The sequence below is a fragment of the Streptomyces sp. NBC_01669 genome (assembly GCF_026339735.1).
In the GTDB taxonomy this organism is placed as follows: Bacteria; Actinomycetota; Actinomycetes; order Streptomycetales; family Streptomycetaceae; genus Streptomyces; species Streptomyces yanii.
The window spans coordinates 6316659-6339595 of record NZ_JAPEQG010000001.1; the positions used below are offsets into that span (position 1 = coordinate 6316659).

General features: G+C 70.8%; 20 protein-coding genes. 9 read left to right on the forward strand and 11 right to left on the reverse strand.

All coding sequences use genetic code 11. The annotated features are described in order from the left end of the window. Positions 1–142 precede the first annotated feature (142 nt). A complete protein-coding gene (locus OG972_RS49290) occupies positions 143–577 on the reverse strand; it encodes a hypothetical protein (RefSeq protein WP_323135901.1) in 435 nt (144 codons plus the stop codon). A gap of 156 nt (positions 578–733) precedes the next feature. Here OG972_RS49290 and OG972_RS28280 point away from each other — a divergent pair, with 156 nt between their 5' ends. The 4 genes from OG972_RS28280 (at position 734) to OG972_RS28295 (ending at position 3829) form a co-directional block, all read left to right on the forward strand. After that, a complete protein-coding gene (locus OG972_RS28280) occupies positions 734–1387 on the forward strand; it encodes an FxLYD domain-containing protein (protein ID WP_266986091.1) in 654 nt (217 codons plus the stop codon). A 222-nt stretch (positions 1388–1609) separates the two neighbouring features. Beyond that, positions 1610–2044 (forward strand): hypothetical protein, encoded by a 435-nt coding sequence (locus tag OG972_RS28285; protein ID WP_266986093.1) that lies wholly within the window; start codon positions 1610–1612, stop codon positions 2042–2044. Positions 2045–2205: 161 nt separating this feature from the next. Further along, positions 2206–3555 carry a DUF1254 domain-containing protein gene (locus OG972_RS28290; protein ID WP_266986095.1) on the forward strand — a complete coding sequence of 450 codons (1350 nt, stop codon included), beginning with the start codon at positions 2206–2208 and terminating at the stop codon, positions 3553–3555. Between the two features lie 46 nt (positions 3556–3601). Beyond that, the gene (locus OG972_RS28295) at positions 3602–3829 is read left to right on the forward strand and encodes a DUF2277 domain-containing protein (protein ID WP_266986097.1); all 228 of its coding nucleotides are present in this window, start codon (positions 3602–3604) and stop codon (positions 3827–3829) included. Here OG972_RS28295 and OG972_RS28300 read toward each other — a convergent pair. The 4 genes from OG972_RS28300 to OG972_RS28315 all read right to left on the reverse strand — a co-directional run bounded on the left by OG972_RS28300 (position 3816) and on the right by OG972_RS28315 (position 7731). Continuing rightward, positions 3816–4493, reverse strand: coding sequence for a DedA family protein (locus tag OG972_RS28300; protein WP_266986099.1), 678 nt, complete (start codon positions 4491–4493; stop codon positions 3816–3818). The two genes, OG972_RS28295 and OG972_RS28300, sit on opposite strands and share 14 nt — an antisense overlap. Positions 4494–4705: 212 nt before the next feature. Next, positions 4706–5164 (reverse strand): DoxX family protein, encoded by a 459-nt coding sequence (locus tag OG972_RS28305; RefSeq protein WP_266986101.1) that lies wholly within the window; start codon positions 5162–5164, stop codon positions 4706–4708. Positions 5165–5277: 113 nt separating this feature from the next. After that, positions 5278–6966, reverse strand: a complete 1689-nt coding sequence (locus tag OG972_RS28310; RefSeq protein ID WP_266986103.1) for an alkaline phosphatase D family protein — start codon at positions 6964–6966, stop codon at positions 5278–5280. 120 nt (positions 6967–7086) lie between these two features. Further along, positions 7087–7731, reverse strand: coding sequence for an HNH endonuclease family protein (locus OG972_RS28315; protein ID WP_266986105.1), 645 nt, complete (start codon positions 7729–7731; stop codon positions 7087–7089). 301 nt (positions 7732–8032) lie between these two features. Here OG972_RS28315 and OG972_RS28320 point away from each other — a divergent pair, with 301 nt between their 5' ends. After that, entirely contained in the window at positions 8033–8767 is a 735-nt protein-coding gene (locus OG972_RS28320; protein WP_266986107.1) for an ABC transporter permease, read from the forward strand. A 19-nt stretch (positions 8768–8786) separates the two neighbouring features. Here the strand turns inward: OG972_RS28320 and OG972_RS28325 are convergent, their stop codons facing one another. Both OG972_RS28325 and OG972_RS28330 read right to left on the reverse strand, forming a co-directional pair. After that, on the reverse strand, positions 8787–9449 hold the full coding sequence (locus tag OG972_RS28325; RefSeq protein ID WP_266986108.1) for an HAD-IA family hydrolase: 663 nt from the start codon (positions 9447–9449) through the stop codon (positions 8787–8789). Positions 9450–9637: 188 nt separating this feature from the next. Beyond that, complete coding sequence (locus tag OG972_RS28330; protein WP_266986109.1) at positions 9638–10669, reverse strand: peptidoglycan-binding protein; 1032 nt, start codon at positions 10667–10669, stop codon at positions 9638–9640. A gap of 118 nt (positions 10670–10787) precedes the next feature. On the opposite strand from OG972_RS28330, the gene OG972_RS28335 reads away from it, so the two are divergent. Next, positions 10788–12830 (forward strand): MFS transporter, encoded by a 2043-nt coding sequence (locus OG972_RS28335; RefSeq protein ID WP_266986110.1) that lies wholly within the window; start codon positions 10788–10790, stop codon positions 12828–12830. Positions 12831–12893: 63 nt separating this feature from the next. On the opposite strand, the gene OG972_RS28340 is transcribed toward OG972_RS28335, so the two are convergent. Continuing rightward, a complete protein-coding gene (locus OG972_RS28340) occupies positions 12894–13370 on the reverse strand; it encodes a GNAT family N-acetyltransferase (protein WP_266986111.1) in 477 nt (158 codons plus the stop codon). An 81-nt stretch (positions 13371–13451) separates the two neighbouring features. Between OG972_RS28340 and OG972_RS28345 the strand changes: the two genes are divergently transcribed. Further along, entirely contained in the window at positions 13452–13964 is a 513-nt protein-coding gene (locus OG972_RS28345) for a serpin family protein (protein ID WP_266986113.1), read from the forward strand. Positions 13965–13997: 33 nt separating this feature from the next. Here OG972_RS28345 and OG972_RS28350 read toward each other — a convergent pair whose 3' ends face one another. After that, positions 13998–15113 carry a DUF2330 domain-containing protein gene (locus tag OG972_RS28350; protein WP_266986115.1) on the reverse strand — a complete coding sequence of 372 codons (1116 nt, stop codon included), beginning with the start codon at positions 15111–15113 and terminating at the stop codon, positions 13998–14000. A gap of 410 nt (positions 15114–15523) precedes the next feature. Between OG972_RS28350 and OG972_RS28355 the strand changes: the two genes are divergently transcribed. Next, positions 15524–17494, forward strand: coding sequence for a bifunctional glycosyltransferase 87/phosphatase PAP2 family protein (locus OG972_RS28355; RefSeq protein WP_266990756.1), 1971 nt, complete (start codon positions 15524–15526; stop codon positions 17492–17494). Positions 17495–17560: 66 nt separating this feature from the next. Here OG972_RS28355 and OG972_RS28360 read toward each other — a convergent pair whose 3' ends face one another. Further along, complete coding sequence (locus OG972_RS28360; RefSeq protein ID WP_266986117.1) at positions 17561–18802, reverse strand: ROK family transcriptional regulator; 1242 nt, start codon at positions 18800–18802, stop codon at positions 17561–17563. 188 nt (positions 18803–18990) lie between these two features. Between OG972_RS28360 and OG972_RS28365 the strand changes: the two genes are divergently transcribed. Continuing rightward, entirely contained in the window at positions 18991–21591 is a 2601-nt protein-coding gene (locus OG972_RS28365; protein WP_266986119.1) for an alpha-N-acetylglucosaminidase TIM-barrel domain-containing protein, read from the forward strand. Between the two features lie 341 nt (positions 21592–21932). Here the strand turns inward: OG972_RS28365 and OG972_RS28370 are convergent, their stop codons facing one another. Further along, a complete protein-coding gene (locus tag OG972_RS28370; protein ID WP_266986121.1) occupies positions 21933–22901 on the reverse strand; it encodes an AEC family transporter in 969 nt (322 codons plus the stop codon). Positions 22902–22937 lie beyond the last annotated feature (36 nt).

Here is a 22937-nt window from a genome sequence, read left to right on the forward strand (position 1 = left end):
TGACCGCCATTGACCGATCCGGCTACTAGGCCTCTGACATCCAACGCTGACATCAACGACAGCGAACAGCAGCAACCTTGGGCAGTCGCAAACGGTCGTCCGATACAGAGAACTGGCCTCCACGCGGGCACTCGAATTGAACTTACAAAGCAGATGTCGGCGGTTCGAAACCGTCCGCGCCCACCAGTAGAAAATCGCAGGTGAGAGCCTGAATGGGCCCTCCAGTCATCATCGACCGGAGGGCCTTTTTCGTGATCGAGTCCACATAGCGGCCGCATCCCCCGAAGGGCGAGCATCCGACAGGGTGCCCGCCCGCCGCCGGGCCATCGGGGACCGTGTGCACGCCGCCCGCCAGCACGCCGTGCTCACCCAAGAGGAGCTGGCCGGCTGCGTCGGGCTCGATCGCAAGACCGTCAACCGGCTGGAGCAGGCGACGCATTCGCCGCTTCTCGATCACCTGCTCGTCGGGAACAAGCTGCCAACGCGGCATACCGGCGGGTAAAAGCGCGTTGCGGCGCTGAAGGCGCCGGTGAGCGGACAGCGGCAGCCACACGTGGCCCGCGCGACGATCACGCATCCTGCGTCCCGGATCGGTGCACGGAGCACCCTGCTCGGTGGTGCTGTCCCGGCTGCGGTGAGCCGCCCCGTCACGATTCCGACCCGTCCGGGGTCGCGCAGTCCGGACGGGTCGTACTGTCTTCCCTCACGCCCGCACATCCCATGGGGGGATCTCATGTCGTACGGCTACCCGCCGCCCCATCAGCAGCCACAGCAGCCCCCGCCGCCCGGTCAGCAGCCTCCGCCGTGGGGGCAGCAGGCGCAGCAGCCTCCGCCGTGGGGGCAGCAGCCGCCGTATCCGCAGTGGCAGCAGCCGGGGCCGGGCTGGGGCGGGCCGCCTCGGCCGCCGAAGTCGTCGAATACCGCGCTGATCGTCACGCTGTCCGTGCTCGGAGGGCTGATCGTCATGGGCGGGATCGGTGCCGTGGCCGTGGTGGGGCTCAGTAGTAGGCCCGCGCCGCGGAAGCTGCCGGTTGCCGAGGCGCCGCCCAGTGGGGGGACCGCGAAGGCTGATCCCAAGGAGGAGCCGGCCGCCGAGGAGACGGATGCCGAGGCGGATGTGAAGCTCTCCGGGTGCAAGGTGGATCCGTTGACGACGTGGCCGTCCGTGAATGTGGAGATCGTGAACGGAACCGAGGAGACGGCGAACTATGTCGTGAACGTGGAGTTCGTCGACGGGGACGGTACGCGCGTCGCGGAGGGGCTCGCCGTGGCAAGCGATCTCGCTTCGGGGCAGCGGGCCAAGGCGAAGGCGCAGGGGCTCGGCAAGAGTCCGGCGGGTACGAAGTGCAAGTTGACGAAGGTGACGCGGTACTCATCGGGCGGGTGAGGACGCGGGTCGCCCCGTCGTGTCGGCGAAGCCGCGACAGTTTTTTATGAGCGGGTGAGAGCCTGTTCCGGCCTCCCGGTCGTGACCGATCGGGGGGCTGTTTTCATGGCTGACGCCACGTCGACGTCGTCACCCGTACGGACGCGTCCGAGTGGTTGCGCGGGCGGGTGCCGCGCAGGGTCGGATTCGTTCAGTTGTTCCGCTCCGGCCAAGGAGACTTCCATGGCACAGTCAGCTCCCGCCCCCGGCACCCGCCGTACCTCCGCTCCCATGGGCGAGAATCCCTGGGCGGTCGGGGGAGTCATGTTCGCCGGTGTTCTGCTGATGGTGGACGGCGTCATGGGGGTCATCAAGGGGATCGCCGGCATCGCGTCCGACGAGGTCTACGCGCGCATCAGCAATTACACCTTCAAGTTCGACGTGACGGCCTGGGGCTGGATCCACCTGGTGCTCGGCGTGGTTCTCCTGGTCGTCGGCTGGGGCATCCTCAAGGGTGCCGGCTGGGCCAAGGCGACGGGTGTCGTGCTGGCTGCGCTCAACATGATCGCCAACTTCATGTGGCTGCCGTACCAGCCGATCTGGGCGATCATCTCCATCGCGATCGACGCGTTCGTGATCTGGGCTCTGTGCACGGACCGTTCGGCGGCGGTCATCTAGTGGTGGCCGTGACCGCGGCAGCTGCGCGGGCGACTGCGGCGGAGGGGGTCTGGGCCCGGGGCCGTCCGCTGCTGGAGAACGTCCGGACGGTACCCGCGGGCCATCGATCCGGACGACGCCCGGTCGGTGGCTTCGGGCGCTTCCCGGAGGGTGTGTAGGTGATGGACGAACCGAACGCGCAGGGGGGCGACCTCGTCGCTCTGGCCGCCGAGGCGTACGTGTACGGGTATCCGTTGGTCTCCGGCCTGTCGACGGTCGAGAGATCGATGCAGGAGGGCGTCGGCCCGCTTGCGCCGACTCCGTTCAACCACTTCGCGCACGCGGGGCAGTTGGCGGCTCCCGACACCCACTTCGCCCCCGTCAGCCACGACACCGTCTGCTCGATGGCTCAGCTGGACCTGTCCGGAGGGCCGATCCGGCTGCATGTCCCGGACACCGGCGGGGCTTACTACGTGCTGCAGTTCGTGGACACATGGACCAACAACTTCGCCTATGTGGGACGTCGGGCCACCGGCACGGACGCGGGTGACTGGCTCATCGTGCCGCCGGGCTGGTCGGGCAGGGAGCCCAGCGGGGTGCGTGGGGTGATCGATGCGCCGACCTCCGTCGTCTCTGTCATCGGGCGCAACGTCTGCGACGGCCCGGACGACCTGACGCGGGTGCGGGCGCTCCAGGAGCAGTACACGCTCACGTATCTCGAACCCGGCACGCACCGGACGGGGCTGCCGGCGCCCGACCCCGACGTACCGGCGGAGCTGCGGTTCTTCGAGCAGCTCAGGGTGTGGCTGGCCGACTTTCCGCCGGCCGCCGCCGACTGCGCGTACCAGGACCGGTTCCAGCCGCTGGGGTTGCTGGAGGAGGGGCCCTCGCCGTACGTCTCCGCCGGTTCCGCCCTCGTACACGCACTCACCGAGGGGATGGCGCAGGGCAGGGAGCGGGTCGAGGCGGCCGCCCGGCCGAGCACGGTGACGGGCGGGGGATGGGAGATGGATCCGCATCTCCACGACTACAACCTCGACCACTTCGGGGTGGGGACGATCGACTCCCCGGAGTGGAAGATCGCCGACCGGGAGGCGTCCTACCTGGTCAGATCGGTGGCGGCGCGCGTGGCTCTGTGGGGGAGCCACGGGTACGAGGAGGTGTGCGCCCACACCTCCCACGACGCCGACGGCAATCCGCTGAGCGGTGCGCACTCCTATGTGATGCGCTTCGAGCAGCCGCCGCCGGTGGAAGCGTTCTGGTCCGTGACCATGTACGACGCGCCGGACCACCACCCCGTCGCAAATCCGGCGGGCCGGCACTCGCTCGGGGACCGCACCCCCGGGCTGGTGCGTGGGGCCGACGGGTCGCTGACGGTCCACATCAGCAAGGAGACGCCCACGGACCCTGCCGCTGCTGCGAACTGGCTGCCCGCGCCCGACGGGGAGTTCCGGCCCGTGCTCAGGTTCTGCATGCCGGGGCGCGCGATCATCGACGGCAGCTATGAGCTCCCCGCCATCGAACTGAGCTGACCCGGGTGTTCCGGCCGTTGTCAGTGGGGCGGTCCACACTGGAGTCATGTGCCGCAGTATCAAGACCCTTCGCCCGCCAGCCATCCCCGAGGAGGCCACTGAGGAGGACATCCGGGCGGCCGCCCTGCAGTTCGTGCGCAAGGTGTCCGGCTTCCGGGCTCCGGCCGCGCACAATCAGGAGGTGTTCGACCGGGCCGTGGACGAGATCGCCGCAGCGACCGCCAGACTGATGGACGGTCTTGAGGTGCGGGGGGCGGCCGTCAGGACGCCGTAGAAGCCGAAGCGGGTGCTGGAGCGGAAGCCGTCGCGGCCGCCGCTCCGGGGCGGCGCATGAGGTACGCGGCGAGGGCGCCTGCCACGAACAGGGCCAGGACCGAGACCGCAGTGCTCAGCCATGTCGTGCCCAGCCACTGGCCGCCGAAGTAGCCGAGGCCCACGCTGTAGACCGCCCAGGCCACACCGGCCAGCGCCGACCAGGGCAGGAACTCCTTCACCCTGCGGTGCGCCGCGCCCGCGCCCAGGGAGACGACCGAGCGGCCGGCCGGGGCGAAGCGGGCGATGACGACGAGGATTCCGCCGCCGCGGCTCAGAGCCGCGCCGAGTCGTGCCTGGGCGGTGGTGAGGCGGCGCGAGCGGGCAATCGCCCGGTCGAGGCGGTCGCCGCCGCGCCAGGCCAGCCGGTACGCGACGAGGTCGCCGAGCACCGAGGCGGTGGCCGCGCTCAGGATCAGGGCGAGGAGCGACGGAACCTGGGGGACCTCGCTGGGGCCGCCCGCCGTGCCCACGACCGTGGTCGAGCCCGCGGCGGCGGCTGTCGCAGCGGTGATCACCAGGACCCCGCTGGGGAGGACGGGCAGGAAGACGTCCAGGAGCACCGAGAGGGCGACCACGGCATAGATCCATGGGCTGCCGGTCAGCGCACCCACACTCTCGAGCACCTTCTACTCCCCGATTCGTTTCAACGCCGCGACGTCGCAGGGGAGCGGCAGGAGCGGCAGGGCCAGCTGTACAGCGTACGCCTGCCGTTTACCTGCACATCATTAATGTGCGGAGGATGTCGTGTACCTCACGCGTCACATCTGCACCCTGGGGGAGTGGCGCCCGGCCCTCACTGTCGCAGAGGGCCGGGCATCCGGAACCGGGCCTCGGATCAGGCCGTGACCGCCGACGCCCGTTCGCGGGCGCGGTCGTCACTGCGCTCCGCGTCGTTCCGCGGGGCGAACAGCCGGTCCAGGGCGAAGGCGCCGGGGCCGGTGAAGACCAGCAGCAGGAACACCCAGCAGAAGACCGCTGACGGCTCGCCGCCGTTCTGCAGCGGGAAGAGGGCCTCGGGCTGGTGGACCTTGAAGTACGCGTACGCCATGGAGCCGGAGGAGATGAAGGCGGCGATGCGGGTGCCGAGGCCGAGTACGACCAGGGCGCCGCCGACGAGCTGGATGAGGGCCGCGTACCAGCCGGGCCAGGTGCCGGCGGGTATCGAGCCGCCGCCTATCGCGCCGCCGAGGATGCCGAAGAGCGAGGCGGCGCCATGGCAGGCGAAGAGCAGACCGACGACGATCCGGAACAGACTGAGCGCGTACGGCTGCGCCTTGTTCAGCTGGGTGTACATGGGGGGAGAGCTCCTTCGGTCTGGTGGGGACGTGAACCGATTGAGCGCTTCAGGTTAGGGAAACCTTACCAATGCTTGCAAGTTCAACATTCTGTCGGCTGGCTGAAAACTGCCTACGCGCCGGTGGTCAGGTTCTGGTCCAGTACCGTCTCCAGCTGTGCACCTGCGCTGCTCTCTTTGGCCTGAACCAATGTCAGCGCAGCTTTCCGGCCACGCAGGGTGAGAGTCATCAACTGATTGCCGAACCACGGTCCGCCGGTCTTCCGCCACTGGATCGGTGACGGGCCCGTCCGCCCGTGCCGTGCCAGTACCCGCCCCAGCCGCCGTCCCGTCCGGCTCCAGGCGAAACGGAATCCAGCCCTGAGCACGCCGGGTATCGAGTTGTGCACGGGTGAGCAGGTCAGCTGCAGGATGCGCGCCCCGGGCGCACCTCCCGGCGCGTCGGCCGGCCATGAGGGCTCCGCGATGTACGCGTGGTGCACATCGCCCGACAGCACGCATACCGTCGCCGGAGCGTCCGGACCGCTCCCCGCCTCCCGGATCAGCTCGGTCAGCCGGCGGAACGAGGCGGGGAACGCCGCCCAATGTTCCAGGTCGGAGCGTCGGCGCAGACTCTCGCCGAACCGCGCCCAGCGCCCGCCGGGCCCACCCCGCTCGCCCCGGCACAGCGCGGCGTCCCACTCCTCCGCGGCATGGACGAGCGGCGGAAGCAGCCACGGCAACGACGTACCGATCAGGAGATGGTCGTACGAACCGGGGTCGGCGAGCGCCTCCTCGCGCACCCAGCGCGCCTCCTCGGCGTCGAGCATCGACCGCCGCTCCTCGTCGAGAACGCGAGCCGCGCGGGTGTCCACCATCAGCAGCCGAATTCGGCCGAAAACACGTCGGTAGCTCCACCGTGTACCGGCGGGTTCGGCGTCCGCCTCGGCGGCGAAGCGGCGCAGTGGCTCCGTGCCGTCAGGGACGGCACGCACCTCGGCGTAGAGCGGGTCCGCGGCCAGGGCGGTGGGGGAGAGATTGCCGAGGTGCTGGTAGACCCAGTACGAGGCCAGCCCGCTGACGATCCGCTCGTGCCACCAGGGGGTCGCCCGGACATCGGCGAGCCAGGCGGCGCTGGTGTTCCAGTCGTCCACGACGTCGTGATCGTCGAAGATCATGCAGCTGGGGACGGTCGAGAGCAGCCAGCGCACCTCGGGGTCGCGCCAGGACTCGTCGTAGAGGTGGGTGTACTCCTCGTAGTCCGCGACCTCGGCGCCCGGCGGTTCGCTCAGGTCCCGACGTGCGGCGAGGCGGCGGCGGGTCGCCTTCGATATCTCGTCGGCGTACACCTGGTCGCCGAGCAGGAGCAGTACGTCGGGGCGTGCGGCACCCGGGTCGGCGGCGAGCCGGGCGGCGAGGGCGTCCAGGGCGTCGGGGCCGACGGTGTCGGGCTCGCCGGAGGGGGGAGCCGCCCAGCGGCAGGACCCGAAGGAGATCCGGACGGGCCGTTCCCCGGTGTCATCGGCCGGAGCCGGTGGCGTGGTGATCGTGCTCGCGGGGAAGCCGGAGTTCTTGAGCGGCCAGACCCGGCGGCCGTCGAGCAGCACCTCGTACGCGGTGGTCGAGTCCGGGGTCAGACCGGTCACCACCACCAGTGCGTAGTGGTGACCGGCGATCGCGAACGTCCGGGACGAGCCGGACGCGCCGTCCGCGCATCGCACTTCGGCCGTGGTGGGCCGGTCGGCCTCCACCCAGACGGTCGCGGTGGAGCCCGTCTCCCAGTCGACGTATCGCAGCAGTGGTCCCAGGCGCAGCCCGGCCATGAGGTGCCCTCCTCGCGTCGTCCCGCACGGACGGGGCTCGTCACATACGGACGGGGCCCGTACGGTACAGGCGGCTCCGTACCGTACGGAACGACGGGGAGGGGGCGGGCGGTTCCGGCGTCAGCAGCCGTTCAGGACCGACTGGAGCGCGCTCTTCTCCGCGGAGTCGACGGTCAGGTTGTAGTAGTGCTTCACATGCACCCAGGCGCGCACGTAGGTGCACCGGTACGCGGTACGCGACGGCAGCCACTCGGCCGGGTCCTGGTCGCTCTTGGACTGGTTGACGTTGTCCGTGACCGCGATGAGCTGTGGGCGCGTCAGATCGTTGGCGAACGACTGGCGTTGGGCGGTGGTCCAGCTGCTCGCGCCCGAGCGCCAGGCCTCGGCGAGCGGGACCATGTGGTCGATGTCCAGGTCGGAGGCGGCGGTCCAGGTGGCTCCGTCGTACTCCGAGTACCAACTGCCGCTGACGGCGGCGCAGCTGGAGTCCTGGACCACGTTCGTGCCGTCGCGCTTCAGGACGACCTCGCGGGTGTTGCAGGTGCCCGACTGGGTGATCCAGTGCGGGAACTTGTCCCGGCTGTAGCCGGTCGACGAGCCTTCCGCCGATACCGTCAGCTCGCTCAGGTAGGTGCGGGCGGTGGAGGCGCTGACCGGGGTGGGCATGGCCGCCTGGGCGGTGGGCGCGGTGAGCAGCCCTGTGGTTGCGGCAAGTGCGGCGGATGCGACGACCACACCTATGCGACGCGCGTAGACACCTGACATGCGAACTCCCTCGATGTGGGGGGACCTTGGACGGGCGACCTGTGGAGCCCGGCCATCGTGGCGGCGCCAGGTTTCTGTGGGGTGGGCGCCAGGTAACAGGGTGGCGACATGGGCACGTCACATCAAGGGCTGGGACGGACCGGGCTGCGGTGCGAGGGCGTAGGGAAGGAAATGTGCGGGTGTACGCGGATGTTCGCGGCCTATGGGGGTGTCCGGGCCCGTAGGCGAGGCATATGAGGAAGCGGGAGTTGACGTATCGACAGGTCGCGAATGCCGGGCCGACCGGACTTATGGTTGCCGCGTGCTGCTTCCGGTCAACCTCACGCTCGGCATCGTCCTCGCCGTGCTCCTCGCGGCGGCCGCCGCCGTCGCCGCCTGGGCCTCGCTCGGCCGGTCGCGCGAGATCGTCCTCGCCGGGCTGCGTGCCGCGGTCCAACTCGCCGGCGTCTCCGTGCTCATCGGCTGGGTGGTCCGCTCGCTGCCGCCGCTGCTCTGCTTCGTGGCGCTGATGTATGCCGTGGCGGTACGGACCGCCGGACGTCGGATCACCAAGAACCGCACCTGGTGGTGGGCGGCCGTGCCGATCGCCGCGGGGGTGGCGCCGGTGGTCGCCCTGCTGCTGCTCACCGGGCTTCTGCCGGTCCGGGGCATCGCGCTGATCCCGGTGACGGGCATTCTCATCGGGGGCGCGCTCACCGCGACCGTACTCGGCGGACGGCGGGCGCTGGACGAACTGACCATGCGGCGCGGGGAGGTGGAGGCGGGGATGGCGCTCGGGCTGCTCGACCGCGATGCCCGGCTGGAGATCGCCCGGCCCGCGGCGTCGGACGCGCTGCTGCCGGGGCTGGACCAGACGCGGACGGTGGGGCTCGTCACGCTGCCCGGGGCGTTCGTGGGCATGCTGCTGGGCGGCGCCTCACCGGTTCAGGCGGGGGCCGTGCAACTGTTCGTCCTGGTGGCGCTGATGGCCGTACAGGCGGTGGCTGTTGCCACGGTGCTGGAGCTGGTGGCGCGGGGGCGGCTGCGCCGCGACTGAACCGGGGAGTTTTCCGGGGTCAGACGGCGCGGATGTGCAGACGGATCGAGCCGTCTGCCGACGCCTCCACCCGGATCTGCTTCAGATCCCCGACGTGCGCGTCCGGCGCCAGTGCCGCGGCGCGCGGGCCCACGCCCACGACGCGCATCCCGGCCGCCCGGCCTGCCGCGATACCCGCCTCCGAGTCCTCGAAGACGATGCAGTCGGCCGGGGCGAAACCCAGTTCGGCCGCACCTTTGAGGAAGCCCTCCGGGTCGGGCTTGCTGGCGCCGACGCATTCAGCCGTGACGCGGGTGATCGGCATCCGCAGTCCGGCCGCCGTCATCCGGGCCTGGGCGAGCGCCTCGTCGGCCGAGGTCACCAGGGCGTGCGGGAGCGTGGCGATCGCGTCCATGAAGGCCGGGGCGCCGCCGATCGGGACCACGCCGTCGGTGTCGGCGGTCTCCTCGGCGAGCATGACCCGGTTGTCGGCGTAGTTCTGCTCCATCGGCCGGTCGGGCAGGAGTACCGCCATGGTGGCGTACCCCTGCCGCCCGTGGACCACCTTGAGCGCGGCCTCGGGATCCAGCCCCTCCCGCAGTGCCCAGCGCCGCCAGCAGCGCTCCACCACCGCGTCGGAGTTCACGAGTGTGCCGTCCATGTCAAGCAGGAGGGCACGTGCGGTGAGGACGGTGGCCGGCATCGGCGGGCTCCAGGGCGCGGGGGGAGAAGGGCAACGTGGGGTGAAGAGAACAAGCGGCCCCGCCCGCCGGTCAGGGAGTGCGGGCGAGGACCACTTTGTTCCATCACGATACAAAAACCTGCCCGGGAAAGCGAATCCCTTTCCGAATACGGGAGGAGAAGGCCGGCTCCCCGGGGCCGGCCTTCTCCTCAGGACTGGCCGCGGCCCGTCGTCTCCGCCTCCAGTGCGCTCCGGGTGCTCGGGCCGTAGACGCCCGGCGGGTCGCCCTCGATGGACTTGCGCGACTGGTAGGCGCGTACGGCGCTCGCGACCCGGTCCGAGTAGTTGCCGTTGTCGGGTCCCGGGTAGAGCCACACCTCCTGCAGCCGCCGTTGCAGCTCGGCCACCGCGGGACCGTGGTCGCCGGGCTGCAGCGTGGGGCCGTCCGGTTCCCCGAGCGACGGGGCCGTCGAGGTCCCGGTGGACTGCGAGACCGTCGCCGATGCCGACGGGGCGGACGGGCGCGAAGAGGCAGCGGATGCAGAGGCGGAGGGCGAGGCGCTCGCCGACGCGGAGACGGATGCGGACGGCGACGCCGAAGCCGACGGGGAGGTGGATGCAGAGGCGGACGCGGACGCCGACGGCGATGCGTCCGCTGAAAGGGGCGCATCGGGGACGCTCGACACCCGGGCAGTCGGGAGCGCGCGGTCGCGCTCGGAGTCCCCGTTCCCGTCCCCGCCGAACAGGCCGCCGGCGAACGCCGCGGTGCCCACCACGCCGACCACGGCCGTGCCGACCGCGAGCATCGCGAAGGGCCGTCGGCGGCGTGGCTGCACCGGGTCCACCAGGCCCACCAGGTCCACGGCCGTGGCGTCCGTACGGGGATCATCCGCCCCGGCGCTCTCCTGCGGCAAGGGTGACAGAGGCGGCGGATCCACCGGCGCCGCCCGGTCGAGGAAGAGCGGCATCGTCATGGCGGCGTCCTCCGGGGCGGCGTCCGCGGGTGCCTCGTCGCCCCCCAGCGTCACGTACGGCCGGATCCGCAGTGGATCGAAGTCCTCCGCCGCCGCGCTCTCCGCACGCTCGGCCGCCCGCCGTGCCGCGCGCTCCGCGCACCCGCACCCGGGCCCCGCACCAGGTCTGCCGCCGGGCCCGGCGGCGGGTCTGTCGTGCTGTCCCCCGTCCCATGCTTCCGTCGCTCTGTCGTCCGTGCCGCATTCCGGGCAGACATGTCCGGTCATTGTGGGTCCCTCCCCTTGAACTGCCTGCGATTATGCAGTCCGCCGCAGCGATGCCCCAACAGGCCATAACCGTCCAGAACGGCCAGGATGGGGATGTAGTGGAACCGAGGAGATGTTCATGGCTCACCAGCTGAACCCCCCGGCCCTGGCCCCTGGCGAAGGCCGTTCCCAGCGGACGGTCCTGGTCGCCATCGGCGCCCTGCTCCTCGGCATGCTGCTCGCCGCGCTCGACCAGACCATCGTCTCCACCGCCCTGCCGACCATTGTCAGCGAACTCGGCGGCCTGGAGCATCTGTCCTGGGTGGTCACCGCCTATCTGCTCGCGTCGACCGCCGCGACCCCGCTCTGGGGCAAGCTCGGCGACCAGTACGGCCGCAAGAAGCTCTTCCAGCTCGCCATCGTCATCTTTCTCATCGGCTCCGCGCTCTGCGGCATGGCCCAGAACATGCCGCAGCTGATCGCCTTCCGTGGCCTGCAGGGCCTCGGCGGCGGCGGCCTGATGGTGCTCTCGATGGCGATCGTCGGTGACATCGTCGCCCCGCGCGAACGCGGCAAGTACCAGGGGCTGTTCGGCGCGGTCTTCGGTATGACGAGCATTCTCGGACCGCTGCTCGGCGGCCTCTTCACCGAACACCTCAGCTGGCGCTGGGTGTTCTACATCAACCTGCCGATCGGCGTCGTCGCCCTGCTCGTCATCGCCGCGGTGCTGCACATCCCGGTCCGTCAGGCCAAGCACACCATCGACTACCTGGGCACCTTCCTCATCGCCTCCGTCGCCACCTGCCTGGTTCTCGTCGCCTCGCTGGGCGGATCGACCTGGGCCTGGGGCTCGGCGCAGATCATCGGACTCGCCGTCGTCAGCATGGTGCTGCTGATCGCCTTCGTGTACGTCGAGCGGCGCGCCGCCGAACCCGTACTGCCGCTGAAGCTGTTCCGGATCCGGACCTTCAGCCTCGTCGCCGTGATCAGCTTCGTCATCGGATTCGCGATGTTCGGAGCGATGACGTATCTGCCGACGTTCCTGCAGGTCGTGCACAACATCTCGCCGACCCTGTCCGGTGTGCACATGCTGCCGATGGTGCTCGGTCTGCTGCTCACCTCGACCGTGGCCGGTCAGATCGTCAGCCGTACGGGCCGCTGGAAGGTCTTCCCGATCCTCGGTACCGGCATCACCGCGATCGGCCTGCAGCTCCTGCACCGGCTCACGGAGAACAGCAGTACCTGGCAGATGAGCGCCTACTTCTTCGTCTTCGGTGCCGGGCTCGGTCTGGTGATGCAGGTCCTCGTACTCGTCGTGCAGAACGCCGTCGCGTACGAGGACCTCGGCGTCGCGACCTCCGGGGCCACGTTCTTCCGCTCCATCGGTGCCTCGTTCGGTGTCGCCGTCTTCGGCACGATCTTCACCAACCGGCTCACCGGCAAACTCGGCGCGGCTCTCTCGGGCATCACGTTGCCACCGGGCATCGACGCCGGGCGACTGGCCGCCGACCCGCGCGCCATCTCCCAACTGCCGCCCGCGCTGCGGGCCCTGGTGATCCACGCGTACTCGACCTCGATCACCGACGTCTTCCTGTACGCGGCGCCCGTCGTCCTGGTCGCCTTCGTCTTCGCCTGGTTCCTCAAGGAGGACAGGCTGCGCGGCTCGGTGACGGCTCCCGACAGCACCGAGACCCTGGCCTCGAACCCGGTCGAGCGTTCCTCGTACGACGAATGCGCACGGGCCCTGTCGGTGCTCGCCACCCGCGAGGGGCGCCGAGACGTCTATGTGAGGATCACCGAGCGTGCGGGGTACGACCTGCTGCCCGCGGCCGGCTGGATACTGCTGCGCATCAAGCGGCACGGCACCGTCGAACCCGGGCTGCTCGCCGACGCCACCCCTGTACCGCTGCGCGTGATCAGCGAGGCGGTGCGACAGTTGGAGGAGCGCGGTCTGGCCCGGCGCGAAGGAGTGCAGCTGGTGCTCACCGACCGCGGCTCGGAGGCCGTGGTGAAGCTCGCCGAAGCGCGCGAGGAGTTGCTGGCCGAGCTCTTGGGCGACTGGTGGGGGCCGGAGCGGCCGACCGACCTGGTCGGACTCGTCGCGGAGCTGACCGCCGAGACGACCGGATCGAGCAGGGAACAGCCGCGCTGTCCGGAGCCGAGGCGGGACCACGCGCTCTGACCCGGGCCCGGAGACCCCGGCCGGACTCCGGCCCGGGGACAGCTCCCGGTCGCAGCGTCGGGGTCACAACTCCTTCGCGAACCAGTGCTCCGCGTACTGCCGCCGATGGAACGCGGGCACCTCCCGGTAGCCGTGCTTGGCGTACAGCCCGCGCGCCTCCACCAGGTCGTTGCGGGTGTCCAGCCTGATCTGTCGTACGCCGAAGGCACGCGCCGCGCTCTCGACGGCCGCCAGCAGCAACCCGCCGCCGCCCGTGCCGCGGAACTCGGGGCGCACGAACACGCGGGTGAGCTCCGCGGTGTCCGCGTCTACCACCAGCAGCCCGGCGCAGGACGCGGGCTTTCCGTCGAACCTGCCGACGACGAACGCGCCGGTCGGCCCCGTGAGCAGGTCGGCGCCGTCGCCGGAGAGTCCCTCGTCGATCTCCTCCGCGGTCGCGGGCCGCTGCCAGTAGCGGCTGGCGACCTCGTCGTAGTAGTCGCGACGCAAGGCGCTCGCGTCGGGGGAGTCGAAGCGTTCAGGGGTCACGGTCCAGGTCATGTGCGCCATTGTGACCTGAGCATGACCGGGGAGCCGAATGGTTTCGAGGGAGGGCGACAGTGCAGGACGAGCGAGGCCTGGATGGTCGCGGGCACCTACGTCGTCGAACTGCGCTGTGGGGGCGGGCTCGGCGGCGGGGCTCCGGCGCGCGTCCGACTGGTACTGGGGGAGCCGGGGCGGGGCGCCGAGGCGCTGGCCGACGCCTGGGCACCTGCGCGGATGCGGACCGCGGTGGTGGCGGACGAGGTAAGGACCGCCGTACCGCGGTTCACCCTACGCACAACCGTTCAGATCACTGAGCAGTTGCCCGCATGCGGGGTACGGATCGCCACCAGTGCGCGTGCGGACTTCTCCGGGATCTCGCAGGCGCCTCTTCGGATCGCCCGGGTCGTGCAGGAGGCCGTGGTGACCGTGGGCGAGGAAGGGGTGGAGGCGGCCGCGGCGACCGTCGTGGTGATGGCGACCGGCCTCCCCCGAGAGCCTCTGCGCGTCCAGAAGATCGACTTCGACCGGCCGTTCGGGATCGTCGTCCTGGACGCGGACGGTGAGGTCCCCCTCTTCACCGGCCGGCAGGCGGACTTCCCGCGGCCCTGACGTGCCGCACCGGCAGCACCCACAGCCGCGCGCTCACGCCGGCGGCGATGGGAGCGTGACCGGTGGCGGGGGCAGCACAGGGCGCCGCAGGTGCGCCCGGACGCCCAGCAGCACCGCCACGGCCGTGACCAGCACGACACCCAGGAGCGTCAGCAGCCAGGCCGGGAGGCCGGCCACGGTCAGCAGCTCGTTCCGGTAGGTCATGGTCCGGTACGGGGTGTCGGCGGCGCTCGCCCGCAGCTCGTGATCCCCGTCGATCCGCTCCGGGTGCGGGAACGACTGCTCGATGGCGGTGACGAACACCGGCTTTCCGCCCGCCAGCTCCCGGATCGCCCCCGTAGCCGTGAAGCTCGTCGCAGAGGGTGTCGAATCAGTCGGGTCGACCTTCCCCGCGTACGTCACGTGCGGCGCCTCCCCGCCGATCGGGCCGGCCGGCTCCATCCGGTGGGCGGCCAGCACGTACAGCCCCAGCGACTGCGGTGTCGCGGCGAGCTTCGACAGCCGCATCGGGTAGACGAGCCGGTCGCTCGCGAAGCTCAGCCGCAGCGGGTCGAGCTCGCCCAGCAGGAGCGCACCCTTCTCCCTGGGGACGAGGCGGACGGCCACGTACTCCCACTTCCGGTCGACGTACGGCTGCAGCGCGGTCGCCAGCCGGTCGGGCAGCTCGAAACCGTTCCGCCGCAGCCAGGTCTGCAGCGCCTCGGGGTCGGTCGCCGTCAGCCGCGCCACATCGAACGGGCCGAGCCGCTCCCGCCCGACAACCCCCACCTGCGGTGCGCCGGCCGCGGACGGCGGTGCTGCGGCGTCCACCCCGCCCCCGGAACCGGCGAACGGCCAGTCCCCGGAGCGTGGCCAGAAATAGTGCCGGGTCGCGAGGACCGGCGCGGTGAGGGTTTCCAGCTCCGAGAAGAGCGCCCGATCACCCAGTTCGACGGAGGAGCGGTGCGGTACCGGCATGATCCAGGCCGCCTCCGGGGCGTCCCCGCGCACCGTCAGCTGCATGACGATCTGCTCGGTGCGGCCGTCCCAGCCGACCACCGATGTCTCCCGGTCCACGGTGACGTGCGCGTCCTTGCCGGGGACCATCGCCCCGCAGCCGCATGCGTACGCCGGGCTGATCAATGATCCGAGCTGCAGCGAGACCAGCATCAGCAGCAGCGACAGTGCGCGGATTCCCCACGAACCTCGCTTTCCCCATGGGCTTCGCTTCCCCCGCACCCACCGCATGAACCGCGTTCCCCCCGTGTCCGATGAGCCCCGTCGCGACCGCCCGATCGGTCGATCAGGGGGACAGACGTCGGACCGAACGATCCGGTTCCGGCCACTGTGCCCGGGCTCGACCAGGCTCTCTGGCGTTCTCTCGAACAAAGCGGGATGACAGTCAGGCGAAGAGGGGGTTGATTGTGTCTACCTCATAACGGAATGCGAAGGTTTCACAGCACGTCCCGCGTCGAGGGACGGCGGATGAACGGTGGGAGGGTCGGCGCAGCGTGGCGAATGCGGAGCACAGTGTGCGCGGAAACGCGGTGACGGGGGCGAGGACCGGGGCTGCCCGGGCCGTGCTCTGGCTGGTCGTCGCATTGCTGGCGGGGCGGCAGATGGCGGTGGTGCTGCGGCAGCCACCCGGTGAACGGCTCACCGACCTGGAGACCTGGATCGGCGAGAACGGCGTACTGCATGTGGCGGGCTCGCTGTACGACAGCGACCGGTTCACCGGCACCCCCTTCGCCGGACTGGTACTGAAGCCACTGACCCGTACGGCCGAACAGAGCCTCGGCGTCGCCTGGACCTTCGGTTCGCTGCTGCTCGTCGCCGTCCTCGGCATCGTCGCGGCGCGCGCCCTGCCGGGACCCGTCTCCCGCCGCACCTCGCTGCTGGCCGCCCCCGTCGCGATCAGCCTGCTCATGCTGTCCCTGCCGGTCCGTAACGCCCTCCACCTCGGCCAGACCAGCATTCTGCCGGTCCTGCTGGTGCTCCTGGGCTGCTTCGTGGCCCGTGGGGAACGGGCATCCGGCGTACTGATCGGGATCGCCGCCGCGCTCCAGCCGACCATGCTGCTCTTCGCCGCCCTGCTCTGGCTCACCGGACGCCGTCGGGCCGCCGTGACGGGCGGCGGCGCGTTCGCCGCGTGCACGGCCCTGGCCTGGGCCGCGATGCCGCACGACTCGGTCACGTACTGGGTGCACCATGTCGCGGGCGCCGGGCTCGGAGACGGCGCGGACAGCCTCGCCAACCAGTCCCTGCACGGCGCGCTGCTCCGCTTCGGCCTTTCGGGCCCGCTCGAGATCGTGCTGTTCCTGCTGCTGGCCGCCGCCGTCTGCTACGTCGGGCTGCGCCGCGCCATACGCTACGCGCAGGACGGGCAGCTGCTCCTCGCCGTCGCCGTGACCGGCTGCGTCGCCGTCGCCGTCTCGCCGACCGCCTGGCAGCACCAGCTGCTGTGGGTGCTTCTCGCCGTCGTCGGCCGGGCCGGTACCCGCGCCTCCGAGCGGCTGGTGTGGCCGGCCATCGTGGTGCTCGTGCTCACCCTGCCCGGGAAGGTACTGCTGCCGAACATCGCGGTCGCCCACCCGGTACGGGACAACGTGCTGCTCCTGGCGGCGCTCGGCGCGGCCTGCGCCGCACCGTTCCTGCCGCGCACCTCGCCGTACTGGCAGAACCCGGTCCCCACGGACTACGCGGCCCCGGTTCCGGCCCGCTGGAGCCGCGTACCGTTGCTGCCGTTCTGGCGGCGGGTGCTCAGCCGCCCCAATCCGCTGCTCGAACTTCTGCTGATCCGGGTCGTCTACTCCGCGTACGCACAGGTCAGGCTCGCGGCCACGGCCGGCCGCACCACCGCCGAGGAGCACGGACGGCAGATCCACTCCCTCGAACAGTGGCTGCACATCGACATCGAGCACTGGGCCAACCATGCGGTCGTCCGCATCGGCTGGCTGCAGGACTTCTTCGACTACTACTACTCGACGTTCCACTTCATCGTGCCGCTGACGATCCTGGGTGTGCTGTACGTACGCCGCCCCGCGGACTACCGCTGGGCCCGCTCCACCCTCGGCTTCGCCACCCTGGTCGCACTCCTCGGCTTCTGGCTCTACCCGCTGGCCCCGCCGCGGCTGATGCCGGGGCTCGGCTTCATCGACACGGTCCACGGCGTCCAGGACTTCGCGAAGCCCGACTACGGGACGCTGACCTCGATGACCAACCAGTACGCGGCGATGCCCTCGCTGCACTTCGGCTGGTCGCTCTGGTGCGGCATCATGATCGTGATGCTGGCCCCGAAGGCGTGGATGAAGGCGCTCGGGCTGCTGCACCCGCTGTTCACGGTTTCCGCGATCGTCGCGACGGCCAACCACTGGGTGCTCGACGCGGCGGGCGGGGCGCTGGTCATCGGGACCGGATTCCTGCTGACATACGTCCTGGCGGGGCCGCGGAGACTGCAACCCGTGGCGGGTCCGACGGACGGGGCGGACGGCACGACGTCCGCGGAACACGTGCCGGAGGAGACCGGCGAGGCGGTGGGCAGCAAGCGCTGACCGGGCCGCACCCGGTCCTGCTCCGGCAGGGGTCGGGCCGGTGGGCGGTTGTCGGCCGAGGCCTTTTCAGCCGAGGCCCTGGTACGACGCCGTCACGCGTTCCTCGGCGACGTCGAGGGCACGGCGCACCGCACCCAGGGCGACCGCCCGCTCGCCCGACACAGAGGCGTCCACGACGACCGGTACCAGGGTGTGCGACCGCAGATGCCTGCGCACGGGGTCGAGGAGGACGTCCCCGGCCCGTGACACCCCGCCGCCGATGACGATCCGGCCGGGATCGAGCACCAGCACCAGTGCGGCCAGCCCTCGGGCGAAGCGGGCGGCCACCCGGTCCACCACGCCGACGGCCGCCGGGTCGCCCGCCCGGGCCGCCGTGAAGAGCGGTGCGATGTCGTGGGCGTCACCGACCGCGACACCCGCCTCCAGGGCCAGCCGGTGAATCGCCTCGGCCCCGACGAGCTGCTCGAACGGTCCCATGCCGTCGGCCGGACGCGGTCCCGCAGGGGCGTCCGGATCGCGCACCAGGTCGATGAAGCCCAGCTCACCGGCCGCGGCTGAATTACCCCGGTAGGGCCTGCCGTTGATGACGATGCCGGTGCCGATCCGGCGGCCCCACTGGACGAAGACCAGGCAGTCGGTGCCCGCACGCGCACCGGCGCCGGTATCGGCCGCCGCGCCGCGCCGGCGTTCCGAGAGCACGGCGAGATTCACGTCGTTGTCGATGGTCACGGGGCAGTGCAGCCAGTCGCGCAGCAGCGACACCGCCGGCAGCCCGGCCCAGTCGGGGATGCTGGGGGCCAGCAGCACCTCGCCGCGTTCGCGGTCGACGATGCCGGGGGTGCCCGCACTCACGGCCCACAGGTCCGACAGCGGTACCCCGGCCTCGGCCGCTGCCTCGGTCAGCGCGCTCCGCACCGTGGCGAAGAGCTGGGGCCCGGCCGCGCCCCGGTCCACGGTCGCGCGATGGGAGGCCAGCACCTGGCCCGCCAGGTCCGCGATCATCACCAGCACCTTGTGGGGGCCGATGTCGATTCCCGCGACGTACCCCGACTCGGTGCGGAACCTGGCGTACTGGGCCGGTCGGCCGAGCTGCGGGGACCCGGCGGCCGCGGTGAACTCCACCAGGCCGCAGTCCCTCAGCTCGGTCAGCGCCCTCGTCACCGCGGGCCGCGAAAGGCCGGTGAGCGAGGCGAGGTCGGTGACGCGGGCGGTCGGCGCGTCGCCCTCCCGCAGTGCGGCCAGGACCGCGGCGACATTCATCCGGCGAAGGACGTGCGGACCGGTGGCCGCGGCTCTCCCGACTGGCATATGCGTCAACTCCCTTGCCCCACCGTGCTGTCGGCACTGTATCCAGCACGCCCGGAACCTGGATCGTCCGTCCTCTTGACGGCCGCATGGCGTCCAACTCATATTAACGAATGCTCCGTTACTAAGTCTGATGAGAACCGGTACACGTCCCGGCAACTCCCGCATCCCTTCACCGGACGAGGTCACCCTTGAGAAGCCTCAGATCCTGGGCCGTCGCCTGCACGGCCGCCCTCGCTGTCGTCGCCACGGTCCTGAGCGTCCCCGTCGCCACTGCGGAAAGCGGGCCGGCGTCGGCCCCTCGTGGCACGCCGGCCTTCGCCCCCGAACCGGCCGAGGAGACGCTGGCCCGCCTGCTGCCGCACCATGTCTCGCAGTTCGATCTTGTGCCGGTGAACCGCCCCGCCTCCGGCGACTACTTCACCGTCTCCGGCACCACCGGCAAGGTACGCATCGAGGGCACCACCCCCGCCGTGCTGCTCAGTGGTGTCAACTGGTACCTGAAATACACGGCCAAGGTGGACATCGGCTGGCCCGGTGACAGCACGTCGAAGCTGCCGAAGAAGCTTCCCGCGCCCACCGGGACCATCCGCCAGGACGCCTCGGTGCCGCACCGGTTCGCCCTGAACGACACGGACGACGGCTACTCCGGCGCGTACCGTGACTGGGCCTCCTACGAGAAGCAGATCGACGTCCTGGCCCTGCACGGCGTCAACGAGGTCTTCGTGCAGATGGGCGCGGACGCCGTGTACTACGACACCTTCCAGGAGTTCGGGTACACGAAGGAGCAGCTGAAGTCCTGGATACCGGGCCCGGCGCACCAGCCGTGGTGGCTGATGCAGAACATGTCCGGCTTCGGCGGGCCGGTCACGGACCGGCTGCTGGCGCAGCGCGCCCAGCTCGGCCGCAAGATCGCGGACCGGCTGCGCCGGCTCGGGATGACGCCCGTCCTGCCCGGCTACTACGGCACGGTCCCGCCCGGGTTCACGGACAGGAACCCCACCGGCCCCGTGGTCCCGCAGGGCGGCTGGGTCGGCTTCGAACGGCCGGACTGGCTGGACCCGCGCAGCGAGATGTACCCCAAGGTCGCCGAGGCGTTCTACCGCCACCAGCGCACGCTGTTCGGTGACTCCACCCTGTACAAGATGGATCTGCTGCACGAGGGCGGCAAGCCCGGCAACGTGCCCATCGGGGACGCCGCCAGGGCCGTCATGAACGCCCTGCAGGCGGCGCACCCGGGCGCCACCTGGGTCCTGCTCGGCTGGCAGAGCAACCCGTCCACTCAGCTCATCGACGCGGTCGACCGGAGCAAGCTGTTCATCGTGGACGGACTGGCCGACCGCTACAACGGCCTCGACCGCGAAGCCGCCTGGCACGGAACCCCCTACGCCTTCGGCACCATCCCCAATTTCGGCGGGCACACCACCATGGGCGCCAACACCGCCGTCTGGACCGCGCGGTTCCACGAGTGGCGCACCAAGCCGAACAGCGCGCTGCGGGGGATCGCCTACCTCCCGGAAGGGACCGGCGGCAATCCCGTTGCCTACGAGCTGTTCACCGAACTCGCCTGGCACGCGGGCCCGGTGGACCGGACGGCCTGGTTCGCCGACTACGCGGAGCGTCGCTACGGCGGCGCCGACCCGCACGCAGCAAAGGCCTGGGAACTGCTGCGTACCGGCCCCTACAGCACTCCGTCCGGCAGCTGGAGCGAGTCCCAGGACAGTCTCTTCACCGCACGCCCCTCACTGACCGCCGGTACCGCGGCCAGCTGGAGCCCCACGTCCATGCGGTATGACGCGTCGACGGTGCAGCGGGCGCTCACGGAGCTCCTGCAGGTCGCCCCGGAGCTGCGGAAGTCCGATGCGTACCGCTTCGATGTGGTGGATGTGGCCCGGCAGGCCCTGGCCAACCGCAGCCGCACGCTGCTGCCGCAGATCAGGGCGGCGTACGAGGGGAAGAACCTCACCCTGTACCGGCAGCGGGTCACCGAGTGGAAGCAGGACCTCGCCCTGCTGGACCGGCTGCTGGCCACCGACAGCCGGTTCATGCTGGGGCCCTGGCTGCAGGACGCAAGGTCCTGGGGACGCACCGACGCGGAGCGGGCCGCCGCGGAATTCGACGCCCGCTCGATCCTCACCACCTGGGGCGACCGGTCCGGCAGCGAATCCGGCGGGCTGCGCGACTACGCGAACCGCGAATGGTCGGGACTGGTCTCCGACTTCTACGCCAAGCGCTGGACGGTGTACCTCGACTCCCTGGACGCGGCCCTGGTCACCGGGCAGCCGCCGGCCGCGATCGACTGGTTCGGGCGGGACAACGCCTGGAACCTGGAGCGCACGAGCTACCCGGTGCGGCCCGAGGGTGACCCGGTGCAGCTGGCCGACACCGTACGCACAGCCCTTCCGGCACCCGTCGTACCGGGCCCGATCACCGGAATCGGCGGCAGGTGCGTCGCTCCCGAAGGCGGCTCCTCCGCCGACGGAACCGCCCTGCAGCTCTCCGCCTGCGACGGCGCCCCCGCCCAGACCTGGACCGTGCCGGGCGACGGCACGCTCGTCGCGTACGGCAAGTGCATGGACGTCCGCAACGGCTCGACGGCCGACGGCACCGCCGTCCAGCTCTACCAGTGCAACGGCACCCCGGCCCAGTCCTGGACCCCGTTGCCCGACGGCACCCTGCGCAACGTCAAATCGGCGCTGTGCCTGCACGCCGAGGGCGCCACGGACGGCGCGCGTCTGCTGATCCGAACCTGTGGAACAGCCGCCGAACAGCAGTGGAAACTCCCCGGGTAGCCGGAGCCCTGCCCCTGACAGGCTCTGAGGGCCGAAGGGGTGCCGGGACGAACCGCATCGTCCCGGCACCCCTTCGGCGTGGATCGCCGCGTCTTCCAGCATCCGCCTGTCCGGGGCGGCCCGCCACTCGAACGGCTCAGAGCCTGTCGGGTGACCTCTGATCGGGCGGCCACGCCCTGGCACGCACGCTTCCCGCGTTGCCGAAATGTCCTAGTAGCTCCTTCCCCGAGCTCTCAGCTTCGTTCGAGCAGGGGAGACCCCATCCGAGGACATCCCGCCGCCTTGGAATCGCACGCACCAGACCGCGTCCGCTATCCGATCGAAGGTCACCCGACAGGCTCTCAGGGGTGGGACGGTGCCAGCGCCCACGTGGCCAGAGACAGCGTGGCCATGGACACGACCGTGGACGTCACCACGGAGTTGCGGGCGAGGCTGGTGTCCAGGCCGTACTGGCGGGCGTAGATGAAGGCGTTCTGGGCCGTCGGGAGCGCGGAGCAGAGGACCACGGCGAGCAGCTGGTGGTCCGGCAGGTGCAGCAGCGGGCCGCCGACCAGGAAGGCGATCAGGGGCTGGACCAGCGTCTTCAGCACGACCGCCAGGCCCACTTCCGTACGCCCCGCGGGCACCGTCGTCGCGGTCGTTGCCGGATCCGGGCGGCCGTGCAGGGACAGGCCGAGGGTGATCAGGGCGGTGGGCACCGCGGCCGCGCCGAGCAGATCACAGGAGTGTTCGAGGGCGTGCGGCAGCCGCACCCCGAGAGCGGAGACGACGACGCCGAGCATCGAGGCCATGATGATCGGATTGCGTACGGGCATGGTCACCATCCGCCGCAGCGTGACGCCCTTTCCGGAGCCCGCCCCCGTACCCGTGTCCAGCAGCGTCAGGATCACGGGGGAGACCAGCAGCACCTGGAAGAGGATGATCTGGGCGACGAACGACGCGTCACCGAGCACCTGGACCGCCACCGGGATACCCAGATTGGCGGAGTTGACGTAGCCGGACGCCATGCTGCTGATCGCCTGGTCGGCCGTCTTGCGGCCGAAGAAGCGCCGGGCAAGCACGAAGCCGAGGGCGGACACGAGCGCCGTGCCCGTCCCGAACGCCACCATCGAGGAGTTGGCGAAGGCGTCCAGTCGCGCACCGGAGACCATCGTGAACAGCGCCGCGGGCATGGCCACGTGGAAGACGAACCGGCCGAGCACGGCTTCCGCCTGCTCACCGAGCAGACCGCTGCGGCCGACCGCGTAGCCGATCGCGGTGAGTGTCCAGATCGGAGCGAAGGCGGAGAGCAGGGCATGCATGTACGCCATGATCCTCGGACGGCTGTCCACTGCCCGTACCGGGGT